The 20,422-nt window shown below is 69.3% G+C and carries 16 protein-coding genes; 8 read left to right on the top strand and 8 right to left on the bottom strand.

The genetic code is table 11. The features are described 5' to 3' along the window. The 7 genes from NH342_RS01930 to NH342_RS23120 all read right to left on the bottom strand — a co-directional run bounded on the left by NH342_RS01930 (position 1) and on the right by NH342_RS23120 (position 9,368). The gene (locus NH342_RS01930; RefSeq protein ID WP_253010711.1) at positions 1-759 is read right to left on the bottom strand and encodes an enoyl-CoA hydratase/isomerase family protein; all 759 of its coding nucleotides are present in this window, start codon (positions 757-759) and stop codon (positions 1-3) included. Continuing rightward, positions 756-2,756 (bottom strand): biotin carboxylase N-terminal domain-containing protein, encoded by a 2,001-nt coding sequence (locus NH342_RS01925; protein ID WP_253010710.1) that lies wholly within the window; start codon positions 2,754-2,756, stop codon positions 756-758. Before NH342_RS01925 ends, NH342_RS01930 begins: the two co-directional genes overlap by 4 nt. 5 nt (positions 2,757-2,761) lie before the next feature. After that, positions 2,762-4,393, bottom strand: a complete 1,632-nt coding sequence (locus NH342_RS01920) for an acyl-CoA carboxylase subunit beta (RefSeq protein WP_253010708.1) — start codon at positions 4,391-4,393, stop codon at positions 2,762-2,764. Next, complete coding sequence (locus NH342_RS01915) at positions 4,390-5,994, bottom strand: AMP-binding protein (protein ID WP_253010706.1); 1,605 nt, start codon at positions 5,992-5,994, stop codon at positions 4,390-4,392. The genes NH342_RS01920 and NH342_RS01915 overlap by 4 nt, the downstream gene beginning before the upstream one ends. Before the next feature lie 11 nt (positions 5,995-6,005). Beyond that, the gene (locus NH342_RS01910) at positions 6,006-7,160 is read right to left on the bottom strand and encodes an acyl-CoA dehydrogenase family protein (protein ID WP_253010704.1); all 1,155 of its coding nucleotides are present in this window, start codon (positions 7,158-7,160) and stop codon (positions 6,006-6,008) included. Between the two features lie 424 nt (positions 7,161-7,584). Continuing rightward, positions 7,585-8,667 (bottom strand): BtrH N-terminal domain-containing protein, encoded by a 1,083-nt coding sequence (locus tag NH342_RS01905; RefSeq protein WP_253010702.1) that lies wholly within the window; start codon positions 8,665-8,667, stop codon positions 7,585-7,587. Positions 8,668-8,882: 215 nt separating this feature from the next. Next, positions 8,883-9,368 (bottom strand): PaaI family thioesterase, encoded by a 486-nt coding sequence (locus tag NH342_RS23120; protein WP_256479168.1) that lies wholly within the window; start codon positions 9,366-9,368, stop codon positions 8,883-8,885. Between the two features lie 271 nt (positions 9,369-9,639). Here NH342_RS23120 and NH342_RS01895 point away from each other — a divergent pair, with 271 nt between their 5' ends. Beyond that, entirely contained in the window at positions 9,640-10,224 is a 585-nt protein-coding gene (locus NH342_RS01895) for a TetR/AcrR family transcriptional regulator (protein WP_253010697.1), read from the top strand. Positions 10,225-10,337: 113 nt separating this feature from the next. Here the strand turns inward: NH342_RS01895 and NH342_RS01890 are convergent, their stop codons facing one another. After that, entirely contained in the window at positions 10,338-11,747 is a 1,410-nt protein-coding gene (locus NH342_RS01890) for an acetyl/propionyl/methylcrotonyl-CoA carboxylase subunit alpha (RefSeq protein ID WP_253010695.1), read from the bottom strand. 314 nt (positions 11,748-12,061) lie between these two features. Here NH342_RS01890 and NH342_RS01885 point away from each other — a divergent pair, with 314 nt between their 5' ends. From NH342_RS01885 to NH342_RS01855, 7 genes are all read left to right on the top strand, one after another. Then, the gene (locus tag NH342_RS01885) at positions 12,062-12,289 is read left to right on the top strand and encodes a biotin/lipoyl-binding carrier protein (RefSeq protein ID WP_253010693.1); all 228 of its coding nucleotides are present in this window, start codon (positions 12,062-12,064) and stop codon (positions 12,287-12,289) included. 93 nt (positions 12,290-12,382) lie between these two features. After that, positions 12,383-13,903, top strand: a complete 1,521-nt coding sequence (locus tag NH342_RS01880) for an acyl-CoA carboxylase subunit beta (RefSeq protein WP_253010691.1) — start codon at positions 12,383-12,385, stop codon at positions 13,901-13,903. A 27-nt stretch (positions 13,904-13,930) separates the two neighbouring features. Continuing rightward, positions 13,931-15,097: an acyl-CoA dehydrogenase family protein gene (locus NH342_RS01875; protein WP_253010689.1), complete on the top strand. Its 1,167-nt coding sequence runs from the start codon at positions 13,931-13,933 to the stop codon at positions 15,095-15,097. Next, entirely contained in the window at positions 15,094-16,851 is a 1,758-nt protein-coding gene (locus tag NH342_RS01870; protein ID WP_253010687.1) for a class I adenylate-forming enzyme family protein, read from the top strand. Before NH342_RS01875 ends, NH342_RS01870 begins: the two co-directional genes overlap by 4 nt. 5 nt (positions 16,852-16,856) lie before the next feature. Beyond that, the gene (locus tag NH342_RS01865; protein WP_253010685.1) at positions 16,857-18,209 is read left to right on the top strand and encodes a phenylacetate--CoA ligase family protein; all 1,353 of its coding nucleotides are present in this window, start codon (positions 16,857-16,859) and stop codon (positions 18,207-18,209) included. A gap of 78 nt (positions 18,210-18,287) precedes the next feature. Further along, complete coding sequence (locus NH342_RS01860) at positions 18,288-19,094, top strand: enoyl-CoA hydratase/isomerase family protein (protein ID WP_253010683.1); 807 nt, start codon at positions 18,288-18,290, stop codon at positions 19,092-19,094. Positions 19,095-19,264: 170 nt separating this feature from the next. Next, positions 19,265-20,239, top strand: a complete 975-nt coding sequence (locus tag NH342_RS01855) for a hydroxymethylglutaryl-CoA lyase (protein ID WP_253010681.1) — start codon at positions 19,265-19,267, stop codon at positions 20,237-20,239. The last annotated feature ends 183 nt before the right edge of the window (positions 20,240-20,422 follow it).

The following is a 20,422-nucleotide window of genomic DNA, read 5'->3' as shown; positions in this document are numbered from 1 at the left end:
TCAGCGGCCCTGCCAGACCGGGGTGCGCTTGTCCCGGAACGCGGCCGGGCCCTCCTGCGCGTCGGCCGACAGGTACACCGGCTCCCACAGCGCCTCGGCCTCGGCGTAGGCCTCGGCGAACCGGTGCCCGGCCATCAGCCGCACGGTCTGCTTGGCCGCGGCCACCGACAGCGGGGCGTTGGCCGCGATCCGCTCGCCGAGGGCCTGCGCGGCCTCGTGCAGCTGGTCGGCGGGCACGACCTCGTTGACCAGGCCCACCTCGCGCGCCCGCTCGGCGGTGATCGGGTCACCGGTGACCAGCAGCTGCATGGCGACGCGCGGGGGCACCAGCCACGACAGCGGCGCCGCCCAGGGGGCGCCGCGGCCGAGCTTGGCCTCGCTGACGGCGAACCGGGCGTGCTCGGCGGCGATCACGAGGTCGCACTGCTGGGCCAGCAGGAACCCCCCGCCGTAGGCGATCCCGTTGACCGCGGCGATCACCGGCTTGTCGATCTGCACGGTGCGGCCGGGCTGGGGCACGAAGTCCGGCGGCGGCACCGTCAACCCGGTGTCGGCCATCTCGCGCAGGTCACCGCCGGCGCAGAACGCCTTCTCCCCCGCCCCGGTCAGCACCAGCACAGCCGCGTCGGGGTCGGCGGCGAACCGCTCGAACCCCTCGGTGAGCAGCCGCCGGACCTCTGCCGAGAGCGCGTTGCGGGCCTCGGGCCGGTCGATGGTCAACCACGCGACCCGGCGCACCACCTCGTAGGTGACGGTCACCCCGCCACCTCCGCGGTGGCCTCGACGACGGCCAGCACCGCGCCGGTGTCGACCGCCTCGCCGACCGCGGCCCGCAGCTCGGCCACCGTGCCGTCGGCCGGCGCGGACACCACGTGCTCCATCTTCATCGCCTCCAGGACGACCACGGCCTGCCCCGCGGTCACGGCATCGCCCTCGGCCACGGCCAGCCGGACGACGGTGCCGGGCATCGGCGCCAGCAGCGAACCCTCGCCCGCGGCGCTGCCGGGCACCGGGAACCGCGGCACCTCGGTGAACGCCGTCGAGGCCCCGGCGCCGTCGACGAACACGTCGTCCCCGACCCGGTGCACGGTGCAGGGCCGACGCACCCCGGCCACGGTCAGCACCACCCGGTCGGGGGCGACCTCGACCCCGTCGACGGCCAGCCTGGTGTCCCCGACCGCGATCCGCCACCCGTCGCGCGCGCGGCGGTAGCGCACCTCCAGCTGGTCGTCCCCGAGCTGCAGGACGGCGACCTGGTCGGCGCTGGGCACGTTGCGCCACCCGCTGGGGACGGCGGCCTGCACCCGGGCGCCGTCCCGTCGCGCGGCGGCGTCGGCGAGCACCGCGGCGGCGGCGTGCAGCGCGGTGACCTCGGGGTCCCGCCCGGGCGAGGTCAGCTCGGGGTGCCGCTCCAGGTAGCCGGTGTCGATCTCGCCGGCCCGGAACCCCGCCTCCCGCAGCACCCCGACCAGCAGGTCGCGGTTGGTGGTGATGCCGTGCACCTGCGCCTCGGCCAGCGCGCGGGCCAGCCGCCGGCAGGCGTCGTCCCGGGTCCGGCCGTGCGCGATGACCTTGGCGAGCATCGAGTCGTAGTGCACGCCGACGACCGAGCCGTCGGCGACGCCGGTGTCCACCCGCACACCGGGCAGCGCCGGGACGACGAACCGGTGCACGGCGCCGGTGACCGGCAGGTAGCCGGCGGGGACGTCCTCGGCGTTGAGCCGGGCCTCGACCGCGTGACCGGTGACGGTGGCGTCGAGGACCTCCGGGGGCAGCGGCAGGCCCTCGGCGACCTGCAGCTGCACCCGCACCAGGTCCAGGCCGGTGACCAGCTCGGTGACCGGGTGCTCGACCTGCAGCCGGGTGTTGACCTCGAGGAAGAAGAAGTCGCCGTCGGGGGCGAGCACGAACTCCACCGTGCCGGCGCCGACGTAGCCGATGGCCTGTGCCGCGGCGACCGCGGCCTTGCCGAGCCGGGCGCGCAGCTCGTCGTCGACGGCCGGCGAGGGGGCCTCCTCCAGCACCTTCTGGTAGCGGCGCTGCACCGAGCACTCGCGCTCGAAGAGGTGGACGACGGTGCCGTGGGTGTCGCCGACGACCTGGACCTCGACGTGCCGCGGCCGCTCGACGTAGCGCTCGAGGAACACGGTGCCGTCGCCGAACGCCGAGACCGCCTCGCGGCGGGCACTGTCGACGGCGGCCTGCACCTCGCCGGGCCCGCGGACGATCCGCATGCCGCGGCCGCCGCCGCCGAACGCGGCCTTGACCAGCACGGGGTAGCCGATCCGCTCGGCCTCGGCGACCAGGTCCTGGCCGCTGTCGGTGTCCTCCCCGGCGACCACACCGGGCAGCACGGGGACGCCGGCCGCGGCCATCAGCTCCTTGGCCGCGGTCTTGGAGCCCATCGCGTCGATCGCCTCGGGCGTGGGGCCGACGAAGACCAGCCCGGCGGCCGCGCAGTCGCGGGCGAAGCCGGCGTTCTCCGACAGGAACCCGTAGCCGGGGTGGATCGCCTGTGCCCCGGTGGCCAGGGCGGCGGCGATGACCAGGTCGCCGCGCAGGTAGGTGTCGGCCGGGCTCGCACCCGGCAGCCGCACGGCCTCGTCGGCGGCGCGCACGAAGGGCGCGTCGGCGTCCGGGTCGGAGAAGACGGCGACCGTGGCGACGTCCATCTCGCGGGCGGTGCGCATGACCCGCAGGGCGATCTCGCCGCGGTTGGCGACCAGGAGCTTGGTGATCGTCAGGGGGATCGACATGGCGCTCACATCCGGAAGACGCCGTAGCCGTGGCGTCCCTCGATCGGGCCCGAGTGGGCGGCGGACAGGGCGATGCCGAGCACGGTGCGGGTGTCGCGAGGGTCGAGCAGGCCGTCGTCGTAGAGCCGGGAGGTCACGTAGAAGGCGTGCGACTCGGCGTCGATCTGGGCCTCGATGCCGCGCCGTCGTTCGTCGTCCGCGGCCTGGTCGAAGGGCCGGCCCGAGGCTGCGGCCGACGCCTTGCCGACGATGGACATGACCCCGGCCAGCTGCGCGGCGCCCATGACGGCGAGCTTGGCCCCGGCCCAGGCGAACATCAGCCGCGGACCGTAGGCCCGCCCGCTCATGCCGTAGTTGCCGGCGCCGAAGGAGGCCGCGGTGTTGATGGTGATGTGCGGGACCGTCGAGTTGGTGACAGCGTTGATCATCTTGGAGCCGTCCTTGATGATCCCGCCCTGCTCGTAGCTCTTGCCGACCATGTAGCCGGTGGTGTTCTGCAGGAACAGCAGCGGGGTGTCGACCTGGTTGGCCAGCTGGATGAACTCGGCGGCCTTCTTCGCCTCCTCGCTGAACAGCACGCCGCGGGCGTTGGCCAGCACGCCGACCGGGAAGCCGTGCACGGAAGCGAACCCGGTGACCAGGCTGGTGCCGTACTCGGGCTTGTACTCACCGAACCGGGAGCCGTCGACCACGCGGGCGAGCACCTCGCGGGGGTCGAAGGGCACCCGGATGTCGGCGGGCGCGATGCCCAGCAGCTCGTCGGGGTCGAACAGCGGCTCGTCGGCGGGCAGCGACGGGCCGGGGCCGGCCTTGCGCCAGTTCAGCTCCGACACGATGCGCCGGCCGAGCCGGATCGCGTCGCGCTCGTCGACGGCGAAGTGGTCGGCGACGCCGGAGACACGGGAGTGCATCGCCGCCCCGCCGAGCTCCTCGTCGTCGGCGTCCTCACCGGTGGCCATCTTGACCAGCGGCGGGCCGCCGAGGAACACCTTGGCCTGCCGGTCGACCAGCACCGAGTAGTCGCACATGCCGGGCACGTACGCCCCGCCGGCGGTGGAGTTGCCGAACACCAGCGCCAGCGTCGGGATGCCCAGCGACGAGAGCTGGGTCAGATCGTGGAAGATCTGGCCGGCCGGCACGAACAGGTCGGCCTGGCTGGGCAGGTCGGCGCCGCCGGACTCGACCAGGTTGATCACCGGCAACCGGTTGAGCCGGGCGATCTCCAGGGCGCGCAGCGTCTTCTTCAGCGAGATCGGATTCATCGCGCCGCCGCGCACCGTGGGGTCGTGCGCAATCACGACGCACTCGACGCCGGCCACGACGCCGATGCCGGTGACGATGCTGGCGCCGACGGTGAACTGCGTGCCCGAGGCGGCCAGCGAGGAGAGCTCGAGGAACGCGGAGTCGCGGTCCAGCAGCAGCTCGACGCGCTCGCGGGCCAGCAGCCGGCCGCGCTCGCGGTGCCGAGCGGCGTACCGCTCGCCCCCGCCGGCGCGCACCAGGTCCAGCTGCTCCTCGAGCTGGTCGAGCACGGCCAGGGAGGCGGCCCGGTTGGTGCGGTAGGCCTCGCCCCGGGTGTCCAGGACGGAGCCGAGCACGGTGCCCTCGGTGACCCGGGGGTGGGTGGCGGCGGTCATGCGGTCCCTCCGGAGTAGTGGTCGGCCAGCCGCCGGCGCAGCACGTTCTTCTGCACCTTGCCGGTGGAGGTGCGGGGCAGGTCCGTTACGACGACGACCGCCTTGGGCACCTTGTAGGGGTCCAGGTGCGCTCGGACGGCGGTCAGCAGCTCGGCCTCGTCGAGGACCGCGCCGGGGACGGGGACGACGACGGCGGTGATGGCCTCGCTCCACCGCTCGTGCGGCAGCCCCACCTCGACCACCTCGGCGATCCGCGGGTCGGCGGCGTAGAGGGCTCGCTCGACCTCGATGGAGGCGACGTTCTCCCCGCCGGTCTTGATGACGTCCTTGGCGCGGTCGGCGAACCAGAGCACGCCGTCGTCGTCGAAGCGGCCGATGTCACCGGAGTGGAACCAGCCGCCGGCGAAGGCGGCCTCGGTGGCGGCCTCGTCGTGCAGGTAGCCGGTGAGCGCCTGCGGGCTGCGGTAGACGATCTCGCCCTCCTCGCCCGGCCCTACCCGTTCGCCGCCGGGCCCCAGCAGCGCCACCCGCACGCTCACCGTCGGCGTGCCCACCGCACCGGCGTGGGTGAGCTGGTGCTCGGGGCGGAACAGCGTGGTGGTCGGGCTCATCTCAGTCTGCCCGAACAGCAGGAAGAACTCGCAGCCGACCACGTCGATCGCCCGGCGCAGCTGTGCTTCGGGCATCGGCGCCATCGCGTAGCAGGCCCGGCGCAGGCTGGACAGGTCGCGCTGCCCGATGTCGGCCCGCTCGGTCAGCGCCCGGTACATCATCGGGAGGCCGAAGACCTGGGTGACCGACTCGGCCTCGACGGCGTCCAGGAAGCGGTCGGGGTCGAAGCCGCGGTGCACCACCAGCGTCGCGCCCAGCACGACGGCCGGGGTGCAGAAGCAGTTCAGCTGCGCGGTGTGGAACATCGGCATCATCGCCAGGAACCGGTCGTCGTCGGTCCAGCGTGCCTCCATCGCCATGGTCAGCGACTCCACCACGACGGCCAGGTGGGTGCCGACCACGCCCTTGGGGGCGGAAGTGGTGCCCGAGGTGTAGAGGTAGGTGACCGGCGCACGGTCGGGGACGACGACCTCCACCGGCCCGGCCGCGGCCGCCCCGGCCCAGTCCTCGAGCGTGCCGGTCGGCCGCCCGGCGAGCTCGGCGGGGACGTCGCCGCCGGTGCCCGGGGCCACCACCACGTCGCGGACGCCGTCCACCCCCGTCAGGGCCTCGGCGACCCAGCCGGCGAGCTGGGCCTCGACCACCACGCCCCGGACGCCGGCATGGCCCAGCACGTAGCCGGCCTCGTCGGGCCGCCAGCCCAGGTTGAGCGGGACGCAGACGACGCCGGCCTTCGCGCAGGCGTAGTAGACGGCCAGGAACTCCGCGCTGTTGCCCGAGGCGAGGGCGAGAGAGTCGCCGACCGTGTAGCCGCGGTCGACCAGGGCGCGGGCCAGCCGGTCGGTCCAGTCGTCGAGCTCGCGGTAGGTGATCCGCCGGTCGCCGTCGACCAGCGCCGTCCTCGTGGGCACGCGGTCGGCGGTGCGGGTGAGGGTGTCGCCGACGTTCACCCGGTGGATCAGGTTGTCGGCGAGCGGGCTCAGGGTCACGGTCGCCGTCCTCAGTGCGAGCGGGGGAGGCCGAGGGTGTGCTGGGCGACGTAGTTGAGGATCATCTCCCGGTTCACCGGGGCGATGCGCAACAACCTGGCCAGACCCCAGTACGGGATCAGTCCGTACTCGGTGGACATGCCGTTGCCGCCGTGGGTCTGGATGGCGGCGTCGACGGCGGCCAGCGCGGCCTCGGCGGCGGCGTACTTGGCCATGTTGGAGGCCTCGCCCGCGGGGATGCCGGAGTCGTGGGCCCAGGCGGCCTTGCGGGTCATCAGGGCGGCGAGCTCGGTCTCGATGGCCGCGCGGGCCAGCGGGTGCGACACGCCCTGGTGGGTGCCGATCGGCGCCTTCCACACCGTGCGCTGGGTCGCGTACTCCGCAGCCCGGCCCAGGGCGTACCGGGCAATGCCGACAGCGATGGCGGCGCCGGTGATCCGCTCGGGGTTCAGCCCGTGGAAGACCTGGGCGAAGCCGGCACCGACCTCGCCGACCACCATCTCCGGGCCGACCCGGACGTCGTCGAGGAAGAGGGTGAACTGGCGCTCGGGGAGCATCGCGTCGACCGGCAGCGGCTGGGCGACCAGGCCGGGGGCGTCGGTGGGCACAAGGAACAGCGACATCTGCGCCCGGCCGGTGACCTCGTCGGTGCCGGTGCGGGCGACCATGAGCAGCGTCTGGGCCTCGTCTACGCCGGAGATGTAGTACTTCTGGCCCGAGATGAGCCAGTCGTCGCCGTCGCGGCGGGCGGCGGTCGAGAGCTGGTGGGAGTTGGAGCCGGCGCCGGGCTCGGTGATCGCGAAGACCACCTTGGCCGAGCCGTCGGCCAGGCCGGGCAGCCACCGCTGCTTCTGCTCCGCGTCGCCGAACCGGCTGATCACCTCGGCCGAGATGGCCGCCGACACCACCAGCAGCAGGATAGGACTACCTTGCGCCGCGATCTCCTCGCAGACGATCGCCAGCTCGACCAGGCCACCGCCCCCGCCGCCGTACTCCTCGGGAACGTTGATCCCGATGAACCCACCCTCGGCGAGGTCGGCCCACAGCTCGGTGAGCGGTTCGTGCCGGGCGGCGCGCTCGACGTAGTAGGAGCTGCCGTAGCGGGCGGCGATCTGGCCGACCGTCTTGCGCAGGGCCTGCAACTCGGGCTTCTCGGCGAACTCCATGACGTCACTCCCTTGTGATGCGCCGATCACTATCGGACTGAACCGTAGCGACCGCAGAGGCCAGGTGTCCACGAACACGCCCGCCAGAAGGTCATGGTTCGGCGGTCCGCCGCCCGCTCGAGGATTCCGATTCACATGTGGTCGTGACGGTGCTCGGTGCCCCGGACGGTCAGCGACCGACGACCACAGGTGCTGCCCCGGTGCCGACGGCATCCAGCATCCGGTCATCGGTGGTCGGGCCTGTCTGCGCCGCGAGTCACGGTGTCGATGCTCAGGAGGCCACTGAAGGGCGAAGCGGTCCTCGTCCGCACGTCAACCCCGCCGTCGATCAGGACGCGCCTGTCGGGCTCGGGTCAGCCTGCATCGACAGCCGGCGGTGGCTGTGCACCCACTCGAGGCATCTGCCCGCAGACGACACCGCGGCTCACCCGGGACCGTCCGGTCGGTTGCCGTGGCCCAAGTTCTGCAGCGACCTGGACGCAGACTCCAGGGCGACGACCAGATCCTCCTCGGCGGCGGGGATGGCTGCGGCTGCCCGTGCGATCGCTGCTGTGCGTGTCTGCGTCGACGTCCCACGGTCCTTCGCGATGCCGGCCAATTCAGACCAAGCGTCCGAGCATCGGCGCGCACACGAGGCGACTCTCTGCGTGGGGAGGTCACCCGTCAGTCGGGCGATCTCTGTTGAGCCATCCGCGAACAGGCGGCGGAACAGGCCCCCTCCCGTTCCTGCCTTCTCGATGAAGGCATACAGCGCAAAAAGGAGTCGATCCACATCGGGTGGTGGCACGTCCACCCAGCTGCGCAGCTCGGTCACGAGGTGGTTCGCCGCGGACAGCCCTCGTGATCCCGTTCCAGTGACTCCGGCGATGCCAGGACCGCTGGGATGACGCATGGCGTTCGCGGATCGTCGGAAGGCATCCGCCGCGACGCCGGCGATCGGAGGAAGCTGACGGGGCCAGACGATGCGGTAGGTGCGGTGCATGGTGGGTTCCGGGAAGCCGTTCGAGGCCCTCGCGCGCGCCAGGGCGGTCAGCGGGACGAGCTGGGCCTCAGCGCGGTCGTTGTCGACCACGAGTGCTGTCTGTCGGTCCAGGTCGTACCCGATCACGACGACGTCGTGGCGGCTCATCTGCAGCTGGACGTTCAAGTAGGGCAACTCGGCGATGTCCGCCCAGATGAGGACTGGCCGACCGGCGTCGACCTCCCTCGTGACCCACGTCCAACCCGTCTCGGGGTCGTCGGTCGCCAGCACCTCGACCTGGGCGCCGAGCCGTCGGGGCAGCGCGACTTCGTAGTCGGTCTCCCTGCCCACCAAGTACACAGGGGGGCTCAGTTGCGACGAGCGGACGAAGGAGAGGCCGAGCGCGCCGCCCAGCGCGAACACCAGACCTTCGCCCGGTGGACCGGCCCACCCGAGCCCCTGCCAGTGCAGCAGGTCGCGCAGCGCCCCCGAGCCGCAGTGGCCAGCCATCCGATGGGGGTAGCGGTCGGCCAACTCTCCGGACATGCCTCACCTTCCCAAATCCGACCTTCTTGACACCGTTCACTCATCGACCGTGGGGGGGCACCAGCTGACACAGCTCCACTTCGCAGTCGAACCGGCAGACACCGGTCACCTGAGGTCGACTGGGGCGCCCAGTGTGCCCAACAGCTCGCGGGTTTCGATGATCATGGGCCCGGTGGCGCCCTGCTGGGGTCTGCACGGGTGCCTGTCCGGAACGGTCAGGGGTGCTCAGGGCGTCGACGAGCGCGGTCGAAGTGCTCCAGCTCGACCACGATGAAGAGGGCCGATGCCTCAGCCAGCACGAAGCCCTGGGCATCGGCGACCTCGGCGACGAGGAAGAGCTTTCGACCTTCTCGCCGCTCGAGGTGCGCGCTGACGCGGTACTCGACCCCAAGCAGCACCGGCGCCCGGTAGGAGACCGACAAGGTGCGGGTCACGGCTGGCTGTCCCACGCCGTAGAGGAGGAATCCGAAGAGGTCGTCGACCACGGTCGCGACCGCACCGCCGTGCGCGATGCCCGGGGCGCCGACGTGCCGTTCCCCGAACGTGTGGCTGGCTCGGACGCGGTCACCGTCCTGCCACACGGCGAGGTGGTGACCGTTGGGGTTGTCCGGCCCGCACCCCAGGCACGTCGGGTGGTGCGGGGGGAGCTGGCCTGTGCCGTCGTGGCGCGGCAGACCATTCCACTCACGCTCAGTGGGCATCGACATGTCCTGATCGTCTCCTCGGGTTCTCGAGCGGCGCGCGTCACCGGGGGTCGCCCTCGCGTCCTCCGGTGACGACTCTGCGCTCCCCGTCGCGGTCGCATCTTGCAGGGCGGCATTGCGATCGCCGAGATGGGCACGTGCATGCAGTGCACTGTGGGGGTCGGGCTCGACCAGACGCCCGCGCGGAGGACGGTGCGAGTTAGGGTTCCGGGGTCGATCACTGCATTCTCTCCCTGCCCAACCGTGACCGGCGAGAGTGGAGGAGTCGGTGAGCAGCGCCCGCACGTCCGACACCATTCGCGAGGCCGCTCGAGACCTCTTCTACGAGAAGGGGTACGAGGCGACGAGCCTGCGCGAGGTCGCAGCTGCAGTCGGGGTCAAGGTCAGCAGCCTGTACAACCACATCGACGGCAAGCAGAGTCTCCTCGTCTCGATGATGGACGCCATCATGGGCGACCTCGGACGTGCGCAGGCGGATGCTCTGGCCAACCGGACCGACAGTCTGGACCGGCTGCGCGCGGTGCTCGACTGCCATGTCCGGTTCCACGCGGAGCGGGCCCAGGACGTGTTCATCGGCAACTCCGAGCTGCGTTCGCTCCATGCGGAAGCCCGAGGGAAGATCGTCGCCCTCCGTGATGCGTACGAGCGCCAGATCAGCGCGGCCATCGCCGCGGCCTGTTCTGAAGCCGGTGTCGAGCTCATCGATCTGCGCCTGCAGACCTACGCGGTGGTCGCGGCGGGCAGTCACGTCTCTGCGTGGTACAGACCCGGGGGCACGATGACCTTGGACGAGATCGTGGACATCTACACCACGATGGCGTTCCGCCAGCTCGGCCTCCAGCCCGCGGCGTGATCGTCCAGTCGAGGTCTCCGGCCGCCGCACCCTCGACCGATGACTGCCGAGGAGCTCACTGCTGACCAGGGACGGGGCGGTGCAGGGTAGGTGCCCAGGGCAGATGTGCAGAGTCACGACCGGCCGCTGTCCCGTCGGGTGGCGACCGTCGCGCCGCGCTGGCCGTCCGTTGCCAGCAGGGTAGCGAGGGGCAGGGATTCCAGCCAACGAGTACTCACTGCACCGTCGATGAAGTCGGCATGCTCCAACACGACTCGCACGGCTGGCAGCGTGGTCCGGATACCGACCACGCTCAACTCGTCGATCGCCGCGAGCAGCCGACGGCGCGCATGCTCACGGGTGGGTGCCCAAGCGATCAATTTGCCGACGAGGCTGTCGTAGTAGGGCAGGATCTCGTCCCCCGAGGAGTAACCGGCGTCGAGCCTCACCCCGGCGCCGGTCGGTGCCGCGAGACGCTCGAGGACACCTGGTGAGGGGAGGAACCTACCCCTGGTGACGTTCTCTGCGTTGATTCTGCACTCGATGGCGTGCCCCCGCGGGGCGAGTTCGCTGCGTGTAAAGGACAGGGTATGGCCGGCCGCCACCAGCAACTGCTCAGCGATCAGATCGACTCCGAGCACCATCTCCGTGATCGGGTGCTCCACTTGGATGCGGGTGTTCATCTCGAGGTAGTAGTAGTTGTCGTCCTCGACGAGGAACTCCACCGTGCCGGCCCCGACGTAGTCCACTGCACGCACCAGACGCAGCGCCGCCTCCCCCATGGACCGCCGGAGATCGTCGGACAAGCCGGGCGCCGGGGCCTCCTCGACGAGCTTCTGGTGACGGCGCTGCACTGAGCAGTCCCGGTCTCCGAGGAAGACCGAGTTCCCGTGCCCGTCGGCGAAGACCTGCACCTCGACGTGTCGGGCACGGGGGAGATACCGCTCCACGTACACGTCGTCCTGCCCGAACGCCGTCCCTGCCTCGCGCTGAGCCGACAGGAATGCGTCAGAGACCTCGCCGGGATCGGCGACGACACGCATCCCACGGCCACCTCCCCCGAAGGATGCTTTGATGAGCAGGGGGAATCCGTGGGCTGCTCCGAACTCGAGCACCTCCGCGACCTCCTGGATCGCGCCCCGGGTGCCCGGTACCCCGGGCACACCGCAGGACTCAGCCACCGCACGGCCGGCCACTTTGTCGCCCATGGTGCGAATCGCGCTCGGGGAGGGACCAATGAACGCCAGGCCGGCCGCGAGGACCGCTTCGGCGAAGTCGGCGTTCTCGGCGAGGAAGCCGTACCCGGGGTGAACGGCGTCCGCGCCGACGGTGAGTGCGGCCGCCACGATCTGGGCGATGTCGAGGTAGGGACGGGACGTCGGCACCCCGTCCAGCGCCACAGCTTCATCTGCCGCCCGTACGTGCAGCGAGTGGCTGTCATCTGCAGAGTGCACCGTCGCGCTCCTGATGCCCAGCTCTTGGCACGTGCGTGCGATGCGCACCGCGATCTCGCCACGGTTGGCGATCAGGACCTTCTCGAACACAGGTTCCTCCTCTTTCCCTTCGATGCGTGGTCTCGGACGACGTCGGGGTTGTACCGGGCACACCAGCAGCATCGTCGCCGGTGCGCCTGAGGCCGTCGTCTCCAGTCGCGGCGCAGCCGGAAACTAACGAACGCTAGTTCGCTAAACGCTAGCAGTCCATCCATTTATCCGCATGTGCGATCCGGACAACCCTGCAGGTGCCGGGCGATCCCGACTGGACGGAGCGGGTCGGCCGGTCTTGACACTCACCAGGGGCGAGCCTAGCTTTTGCCGAAGCGAGCGAACGTTCGTACGTTTCGGTGTGGAGGGCCTTCGTGGACGAGGTGCTGACGGCGGAGATGGCCGGGAACGTGTGGAAGGTCGAGGTGCAGTCGGGCCAGGAGGTCGAGGTGGGCGACGTATTGGTGATCTTGGAGTCCATGAAGATGGAGATTCCTGTCGAATCCCCCGTGCGTGGCTCGGTGACCGCGCTGCTGGTCGCCCCCGGTGACGTGGTGGCCGAGGACCAACCGCTCGTACGCATCGCTGCCGATCCTGGATGAGCGACTGATCACCCCGACCACGACGACCGAAGACGGAAGAAGGCTCAGTTGACTCAGCAGTCGGACCTGGCATCCGGGGCTGCCCGTGATCTCGTGGCCGAGCTCTCGGAGCGCACGGCACGCGCCAAGGCGGGTGGAAGCGAGCGGTACCACCGTCAGATCGAGGAGACAGGGAAGATCTTCGTCCGATCGCGTCTGGACATCCTGCTCGACCCCGGGTCCTTCGTCGAGAACGGCTTGCTCGCCCGCACGATGGACGAGGGTCTCGCTGCCGACGCAGTGGTGACCGGGACCGGCACGGTCGGCGGTCGCACCGTCGCCGTCATCGCCAACGATCCGACGGTCAAGGCGGGTGCATGGGGCCGGGAGACCATCCGGAAGATCATCCGCCAGCAGGAGGAGGCTGCACTCGTTCGATGCCCCCTGTTGTACCTCGTGGACTCCGCAGGGGCACGCCTGGATGAGCAGTTCGACCTGTTCATCGATCGCCACCATGCTGGGCGGATTTTCTGGAACCAGGCACGACTGTCCGGCCAGATCCCGCAGATCTGCGTGCTTTTCGGACCCAGCCCAGCCGGCGCAGCCTACCTGCCCGCCTTCTGCGACGCAGTGGTCATGGTGGACGGCAACGCGAGCGCTTTTCTCGGCAGCCCTCGGATGGTCGAGATGGCAACGGGCGAGAAGGTGTCCGCAGAGGAGATGGGCGGCGCCCGCATGCACTGCGAGGTGTCCGGTCTGGGGGACCAGATCGCGCGGAACGACGAGCACGGATTGCGGCTGGCGCGCCAGTACCTGGAGTACCTCCCTGATCACGCGGAGGCCCCTCTGCCGGTCCACCTACCGATGGATCCGGTCGACGGGGAACCCATCGACCAGCTGATCCCGCAAGCGCAGAACCGCGCGTTCGACGTGATGAACGTGATCCGCCGGCTCATCGACGCCGACAGCTTCTTCGAGCACCGCGCTCTCTTCGCCCGCGAACTGGTCACGGGCTTCGCGCGGTTGGACGGGAAACCCGTCGGGCTCGTGGCGAACCAGCCCATGCGTAAGGGGGGGACCATCGGGAGCGATGCCTCCGAGAAGGGTGCCCAGTTCGTGCAACTGTGCGATGCCTACGGCATCCCGCTCGTCTTCCTGTCCGACACTCCCGGCTTCATGGTCGGCAGCCAGGTCGAACGACAAGGGATCATCCGACGCGGAGCCAAGTACCTGGCCGCTATTGCCGAAGCCAGCGTCCCGCGGATCTCGGTCATCCTCCGGAAGTCGTACGGCGCCGGTTACATGGCCATGTCCGGCGCGACGTTCGCGCCTGACGCCACGATCGGCTTGGCGCACGCGAAGCTCGCGATCATGGGTCCCGAGGCAGCCATCAATGCGATCTACTTGAACAAGATCAACGCGATCGAGGACGAGCAGGACCGAGCGGACTACGTCGCCCAGCTCAGGGCCGACTACATGGTCAACCTGGATGTCTTCCGGGCGGCCTCGGCGACCTACCTCGACGCCGTGATCGCAGGCAGCGATCTCCGCGCCGAACTGGTCAACCGTCTCGAGCGGTATTCGCACAAGAGCCGTGAACGGCTTGCCCGTCGCCACCCGGTCATCCGCGGCTGACCGAGTCAGGAACATCGAGGAGATCCCATGTTCTACGGAGAATCGGCTGAACTGACGCTGCTGAGGGACTCGGTCGCTTCGGTTGCCGGTGAGTTCGGCCCGGAGTACTTCCTCTCAGCAGCGCGAACGGGCCGGAAGACCGACGAATTGTGGTCGGCGCTGGCCAAGCCGGGGTTCTTGGGGGTGAGCATCCCCGAGGAGTACGGCGGCGGGGGCGGGGGCATCACCGAACTCACTGCGGTGGTCGAGGAGACCGCCGCGGCCGGGTGCCCGCTGGTGCTCTTGATGGTGTCGCCAGCGATCTGCGGAACGGTCCTGGCGCGCTACGGGAGCCCCGCACAGCGAGAGACCTGGCTGCCCGGCATCGCCGACGGCACGGTCAAGATGGCGTTCGCGATCACCGAGCCGGACGCCGGCTCCAACAGTCATGCTATCTCCACGACGGCCACCCGCGGCAGCGACGGCTGGACCCTGCGCGGGACCAAGTACTACATATCCGGCGTGGACGAAGCCGCTGCCATCCTCGTGGTCGCCGCGACGAAGGACGAATCAGGCCAGCCGTTGGGCACGTCGTTGTTCGTGGTCCCGGTCGATGCTCCTGGGCTGCAGAGGAGCATGATCACCATGGAGATCGTCGCGCCGGAGAAGCAATTCACGCTGCACTTCGACGACGTCCTCCTCCCGGCGGAGGCCGTCGTCGGGAAGGTGGGGGGAGGATTCCGTTCTGTCTTCGAGGGCTTGAACCCCGAGCGCATCACGGGAGCGGCCATCGAGACGGGCATCGGCAGGTATGCACTCCGCCAGGCGGTCCGTTACGGGCTGGAGCGCTCCGTGTGGGGTGCACCCATCGGCACCCATCAGGGCCTCTCGCACCCGTTGGCCAGCGCCAAGATCGAGCTGGAACTCGCCCGGTTGATGATGTGGAAAGCGGCAGGTCAGCACGACGCAGGCACCGATGCCTCCGAGGCGTCCAACATGGCCAAGTACAGCGCTGCCGAAGCTGCCCTCCGCTGTGTCGACCAGGCCATCCAGATGCACGGGGGCAACGGCCTGGCCAGCGAGTACGCCCTCGCGCCCTACTGGGGACTGGCTCGTTTGATGCGGATCGCACCGGTCAGTCGTGAGATGGTCCTGAACCACGTTGCACAGCACTCGCTCGGACTTCCCCGGTCCTACGGCGGAGCACGCTCATGAATCGCGCGGCGGCGCAGAAGCAGCTGGACTCCGACTACAGTCCGTGGGAGCGATTGACGCTCGCGGACCGGTTCGACCGTCTCGCCGAACGCTACAGTGATCGCCCGCTGATCATGACGGACGACCGGGACTGGTCGTACACCGAGGTCTCTGCCGCCTCCCGCAGGGTTGCCGCCGGGCTGCTGGCCCTGGGCGTCGAGCGTCGAGAGCACGTGGCCATGATCATGGCCAACTACGCGGAGTACATCGTGGTCCGCTTGGCCATAGCTCGGATCGGAGCTGTGGCTGTGCCGCTCAACTTCGCCCTGAAGGCCGACGAGTTGGCCTACCTCCTACGGCAGTCGGATTCTGCCTGCCTAATCACGATGGACTCCTTCCGCGGCGTGGACCACCTCGCCGAGCTCGACACCGTCGCCCCAGGCTGGCGCTCCGGTCGACAAGAGTCACTCCCGAGGCTTCGCCATACCATCGTGTTCGAGACCGGGGCAGGGAGCGGCGCGGCTCCCTGCACGTTGAATGCCCTCATGGAGATGGGGAACGCCATCGATCAGGCCGTGGTCGATGCGCGTCAGGCCGAGTCGGCCTATCCCGAGGAAGTCGCCGACATCCTCTACACGTCAGGTACCACGAACCTGCCCAAAGGCGTCATGTTGACCAACGACATGTTGTGGCGGAGCGCGATGGCCACCGCCTACGGCCGCAGGTACGCCGATGGTTGGCGCCTGTTCTTCCCGATGCCTCTCTACCACGTGTTCGGGTACGTGGAGGGCATGCTCGGCGCGATGCTGGTCGGCGGAGCTGTCATCCCGCAGGTGCAGTTCGACCCGGTCGAAGCTTTGCGCCTCATGACCGACAAACAAGCCAACGAAGCCCTCTTCGTCCCGACCATCCTCCTGGCCCTGATCAACGAGCCCGGTTTGGCCACGACGGACTTGTCATCCCTCCGCTCGATCTTCTGCGCATCGGCTCCCGCACCGGTCTGGCTGTGGGAGAGGGCGAAAGAGGCCTTCGGCCTGGACGAGATGCACACCGGGTACGGGATGACCGAGGTCAGCGCCGCGACGATTGCAACGAGACCTGGCGACGCGGTCGAGATCGTGTCCAGTCGGGTGGGGGCGGTATTGCCCGGGGGGCCCGGGGGGTTGCCGGAGTTCGGCGGCGCGAACACCCAGTACAAGACCGTCGATCCCTCGACCGGCGCTGACCTTCCTGACGGCGTGGAGGGGGAGCTGTCCTGCCGCGGGAACATCGTCACCCGAGGGTACTACGCAAAGCCCTCCGAGACGGCTGAGGTGATCGACAAGGATGGCTGGCTCCGCACGGGAGATCTCGGCCGTATCCACGCCGACGGCCTCGTCGAGCTCACCGGTCGCAGCAAGGACCTGTACAAGCTGAACGGGGAGAACGTCATACCCCAGGAGATCGAGGATGTGCTCGCCTCGCACGACGCGGTGGAACAGGCCTTTGTCGTCGGGGTTCCGGACATCCGCTCGGGCGAAGTGGGGGTTGCGTTCGTCATCCTCCGACCGGAGATGTCCGTCGATGCAGAGCACCTGCGCGCGCACGTGGCCGACAGGCTAGCGCGGCACAAGGTACCCTACGCGGTCCTGTTCACGACGGCCGCCGATCTGCCGACCACTGCTTCGGGGAAGGTGCAGAAGTTCCGCCTCCGCGAACGTGCGGTGCAGGAGCTGGGGAGGTCTGATCTCGTCAGCCAGATGACCGGTGGTGGCGGTCCAGGGAACGCAGCATGATGCCAGTGACGCGGACGCCCCGATCGACCAACTTCTGGAGTGAGGTCGAGGTGTGGCCCGCGGAGCGCATCCGTCGAGAACAGGACACTGGACTGCGCCGTCTGCTGGACTACCTGTCGCGCAACAGCAACCTGTACAGGGACAAGGCCGCCGTCGCAGGCGTGCCGCTCAGCAGCATCACCTCGGTCGGTGACCTGCACCGGTTCCCGTTCACGGAGAAGCACGAGCTGAGGGAGAGCTTGGGGCAGCTTCCACCCCTGGGCCGTCACCAGGCAGCTGCTGATCAGGACATCGTCCAGATCCAGGCATCGAGCGGCACGACCGGCAGCCCGTCGTACGTCGGTCTCACCCGCTCGGACCAGATGATCTGGAACGAGATGGGCGCGCGGGTGTTCTACGCGAACGGCTTGCGCCCCGGGGACCGGGCTCTGCACGCCTTCGGGATGAGCAAGGGGTTCGTGGGCGGGCTGCCCATCGTCCAGGTGTTGCAGTACATGGGCATCTGCGACATCCCGATCGGAGCCGAAGCGGGCGCGGAGAGGCTGCTGCGCGTCCAGGCGGACCAGCGCGCCGCAGCCCTGGTCGGGACCCCCAACTTCCTCGTCCATTTGGCGCAGCAGGCCCCTCGTGTGCTGGGCGTGACAGCCGACACCCTTGGGGTCAGGGTGATCAGCACAGGCGGGGAACCCGGAGGGAGCATCCCGGCGATTCGCAACCAGCTGGAGGCCCTATGGGGTGCCACTGCCCGGGAGATGCTGGGTGGCACAGACCTTGGCTGCCTGTACTGGGGGGAGTGCGAAGAGGGGTCCGGCATGCACCTCCTGTCGCCCGACCTGATGATCGCGGAGCTCATCGACCCGGACACGGGTGACGTGCTGGAGCCGGCGGCGGGAGTTTCCGGCGAGCTCGTCTACACCTCACTGGACCGTCAGGCCAGCCCCGTCCTGAGGTTCCGTACCCGGGACCGCGTCGTCGTGATGGGCACGTCGTGCCCGTGCGGTCGAACAGGGATGACCATCCGGTGCGTCGGCAGGACCGACGACATGTTGATCGTGCGCGGCATCAACGTCTTCCCCAGCGCCATCCAGGAACTGATCACTGGACTGGTGCCCAGGACCAGCGGCGCGCTGCGCATCGTGGCGGACTTCGAGGGTCACAGCACCCAGAAGCCGTTACCGCTCGACGTCGAGCGCGGGCGAACGGCGTCACCGGCCAGCGACGATGAACTGCGCGCGTCCATCACCACGCTCATCAGCAGCGCGCTCAACATCAAGACGGCGGTCACCATTCGCCCGTTCGGCACGTTCGACACCCCCGGCGCCGCGAAGGTCCAACTCGTCCAGCGAGTTGTCCGATGACCGCCTCGGTTCGGGGATCTGGCCGACCGTTCTCTCTCACCCCCCTTGGCCGGCACACGCACGAGGAGGTCCAGCAGGATGACCTACGAGGACTACGAGCAGTTGCGTTTCGAGATGCAGGACAACGGTGTCCTTCTCATCACCATCGATCGACCGGACAAGTACAACGCCGCCGATGAGCAGATGCACGGGGAACTGGCTCGCGTGTGGGCGGAGGTCTCGCGGGACCCGGCCACCCGGGTGGCGGTCGTGACCGGAGCCGGCAAAGCGTTCTCGGCGGGTGGCGATCTGGCGATGGTTCGCCGGATGACGGGAGACTTCGACCGGGTCCATCACATGCTCGGGGAGATGAGCGACCTCGTCTACAACATGGTCAACTGCGAGAAGCCCATCGTGTCGGCCATCAACGGAGCAGCGGTCGGGGCCGGCATCGTCGTCGCGTTGCTCGCTGACGTGTCGATCTGCGCTGAGGACGCGAAGTTGGGGGACGGACACGTGAAGCTGGGTGTCGCTGCAGGAGACCATGCAGCGATCATCTGGCCACTTCTCGTCGGCATGGCCAAGGCGCGCTACTACCTCCTCACGGGCGAGATGCTGACCGGTGCGGAAGCAGAGCGGATGGGGCTCGTCACGAAGTCCCTGCCGAAGGGCGAGGTCCTGACCGAAGCCATGCGAGTCGCGCAGACCCTGGCGACCGGTTCGCAGCCTGCGATCCGCCTGACGAAACGTGCGCTCAACAATTGGCTGAGGATGGCCGGTCCCATCTTCGACCAGTCCGCTGCCTACGAGATGCTCTGCTTCTTGGGGCCGGATGTGGTGGAGGGGGCGGCGGCGTTCGAGGACAAGCGCCCGCCTCGATTCCCCTCCGCGTTCCCAGCGGTGTGACCGTCGGGTCCACCCGCCCCATCGCGCGGACCGGCAGACGAAGTGAGCCGACCCTCGTGGCTGATCGGAGCCGGATGGGCGTGAATCCGGCCGCCGTAGTGCGACGACGCAGATGTGCCGAACAACCCTGGTCGTGCAGTTCACGACCTTGAACGATTGCGGAGGATGACATGAACAGTGGTGATGAGGACGACGCCGTCCGGGAGCTGTCGGATCGTGTTCCGCGGGAGGTTCACATCCGCGAAGAGGGACCGCGGGATGGTTGGCAGAACATCGAGGACGTGGTCATCCCGACGTCTGTGAAGGTCGACTACATCCAACGGCTGGTCAGGGCCGGGCTGCGGCGCATCAGCGTGACCGCCATGGTCCACCCCAAGTGGGTCCCTCAACTCGCCGACGGGCCGGAGGTGCTCGCTGCACTAGAGGCCGTGCCGGGTGTCGACTTCGGCGTGCTGGTGCCGAATCCCCGAGGTTGGTCTCGGCTCACCGGCCTTCTGGACGACGGTGCACCGATCACCGAGATCACGACGGTGGTGTCGGTGAGCGAGGCGCACAACCAGGCGAACGTGAACATGTCGGTTGCTGACTCGTTGCGACAGCTGGAGCCCGTGATCGGGGCAGCGCGGGAGCGAGGTCTCCACGTCAGTGCCGGTGTCGCGACCGTGTACGGGTGCAGCCTGTCCGGAGCAGTGGACGTGTCCGACGTGATCGCGGTGGCGCGCGCACTGGTCGACATGGGAGCCGGTGAGTTGACGCTCGGGGACACCACCGGCATGGCCAACCCTGTCCAGGTGACCGAGGTGCTCGGCCGGCTCCGACAAGCGGTGCCCACCACTCGGTTGACCCCGCACTTCCACAACACCAGGGGAGCGGGGCTGGCCAACGTGCTCGCCGCGCTCCAGCTAGGTGTCGACTCCTTCGAGTCGGCGTACGGAGAACTCGGCGGCTGTCAGTTCGCCCGCGGAGCTACGGGCAACATCGCAACGGAGGACCTGGTGAGCATGCTCGAGGAGATGGGTGTTCGCACCGGGGTCGACCTCCTCCAGCTGATCGACGTCGTGACCGACATGGAAGCATTCCTGGGCCGGCGCCTGGACAGTCATGTCAGCCACGCAGGGCCGGTCGACTGGAACGGGCGGCCGTGACTGCGGGTGCTGTCGGCCAGTGATCGTGCCGGGACGGCGCCGTGGGCGCGCCCCGCCGTATCGAGCCGGCGCCGTGGTCGTCCATCCAGGTCCGGCCACCGCAGCCTTTGGTCGTCCGAGACCGTGTCCATCCATCACATCAGCGCCCGGCAGCAGCGTCGGGCTTCGTCCAGAGGGAGCCGC

This window comes from Klenkia sp. PcliD-1-E (genome assembly GCF_024124375.1).
Lineage (GTDB): Bacteria > Actinomycetota > Actinomycetes > Mycobacteriales > Geodermatophilaceae > Klenkia.
This window is presented reverse-complemented; position numbering and strand designations above follow the sequence as displayed.

Bases quoted from the DNA above. Each gene is read 5' to 3' on its own strand.
- NH342_RS01925 (WP_253010710.1), bottom strand. From the start codon at position 2,756: ATGTCGATCCCCCTGACGATCACCAAGCTCCTGGTCGCCAACCGCGGC.
- NH342_RS01920 (WP_253010708.1), bottom strand. From the start codon at position 4,393: ATGACCGCCGCCACCCACCCCCGGGTCACCGAGGGCACCGTGCTCGGC.
- NH342_RS01910 (WP_253010704.1), bottom strand. From the start codon at position 7,160: ATGGAGTTCGCCGAGAAGCCCGAGTTGCAGGCCCTGCGCAAGACGGTC.
- NH342_RS01905 (WP_253010702.1), bottom strand. From the start codon at position 8,667: ATGTCCGGAGAGTTGGCCGACCGCTACCCCCATCGGATGGCTGGCCAC.
- NH342_RS23120 (WP_256479168.1), bottom strand. From the start codon at position 9,368: ATGCCCACTGAGCGTGAGTGGAATGGTCTGCCGCGCCACGACGGCACA.
- NH342_RS01875 (WP_253010689.1), top strand. From the start codon at position 13,931: ATGTTCTACGGAGAATCGGCTGAACTGACGCTGCTGAGGGACTCGGTC.
- NH342_RS01870 (WP_253010687.1), top strand. From the start codon at position 15,094: ATGAATCGCGCGGCGGCGCAGAAGCAGCTGGACTCCGACTACAGTCCG.
- NH342_RS01860 (WP_253010683.1), top strand. From the start codon at position 18,288: ATGACCTACGAGGACTACGAGCAGTTGCGTTTCGAGATGCAGGACAAC.
- NH342_RS01855 (WP_253010681.1), top strand. From the start codon at position 19,265: ATGAACAGTGGTGATGAGGACGACGCCGTCCGGGAGCTGTCGGATCGT.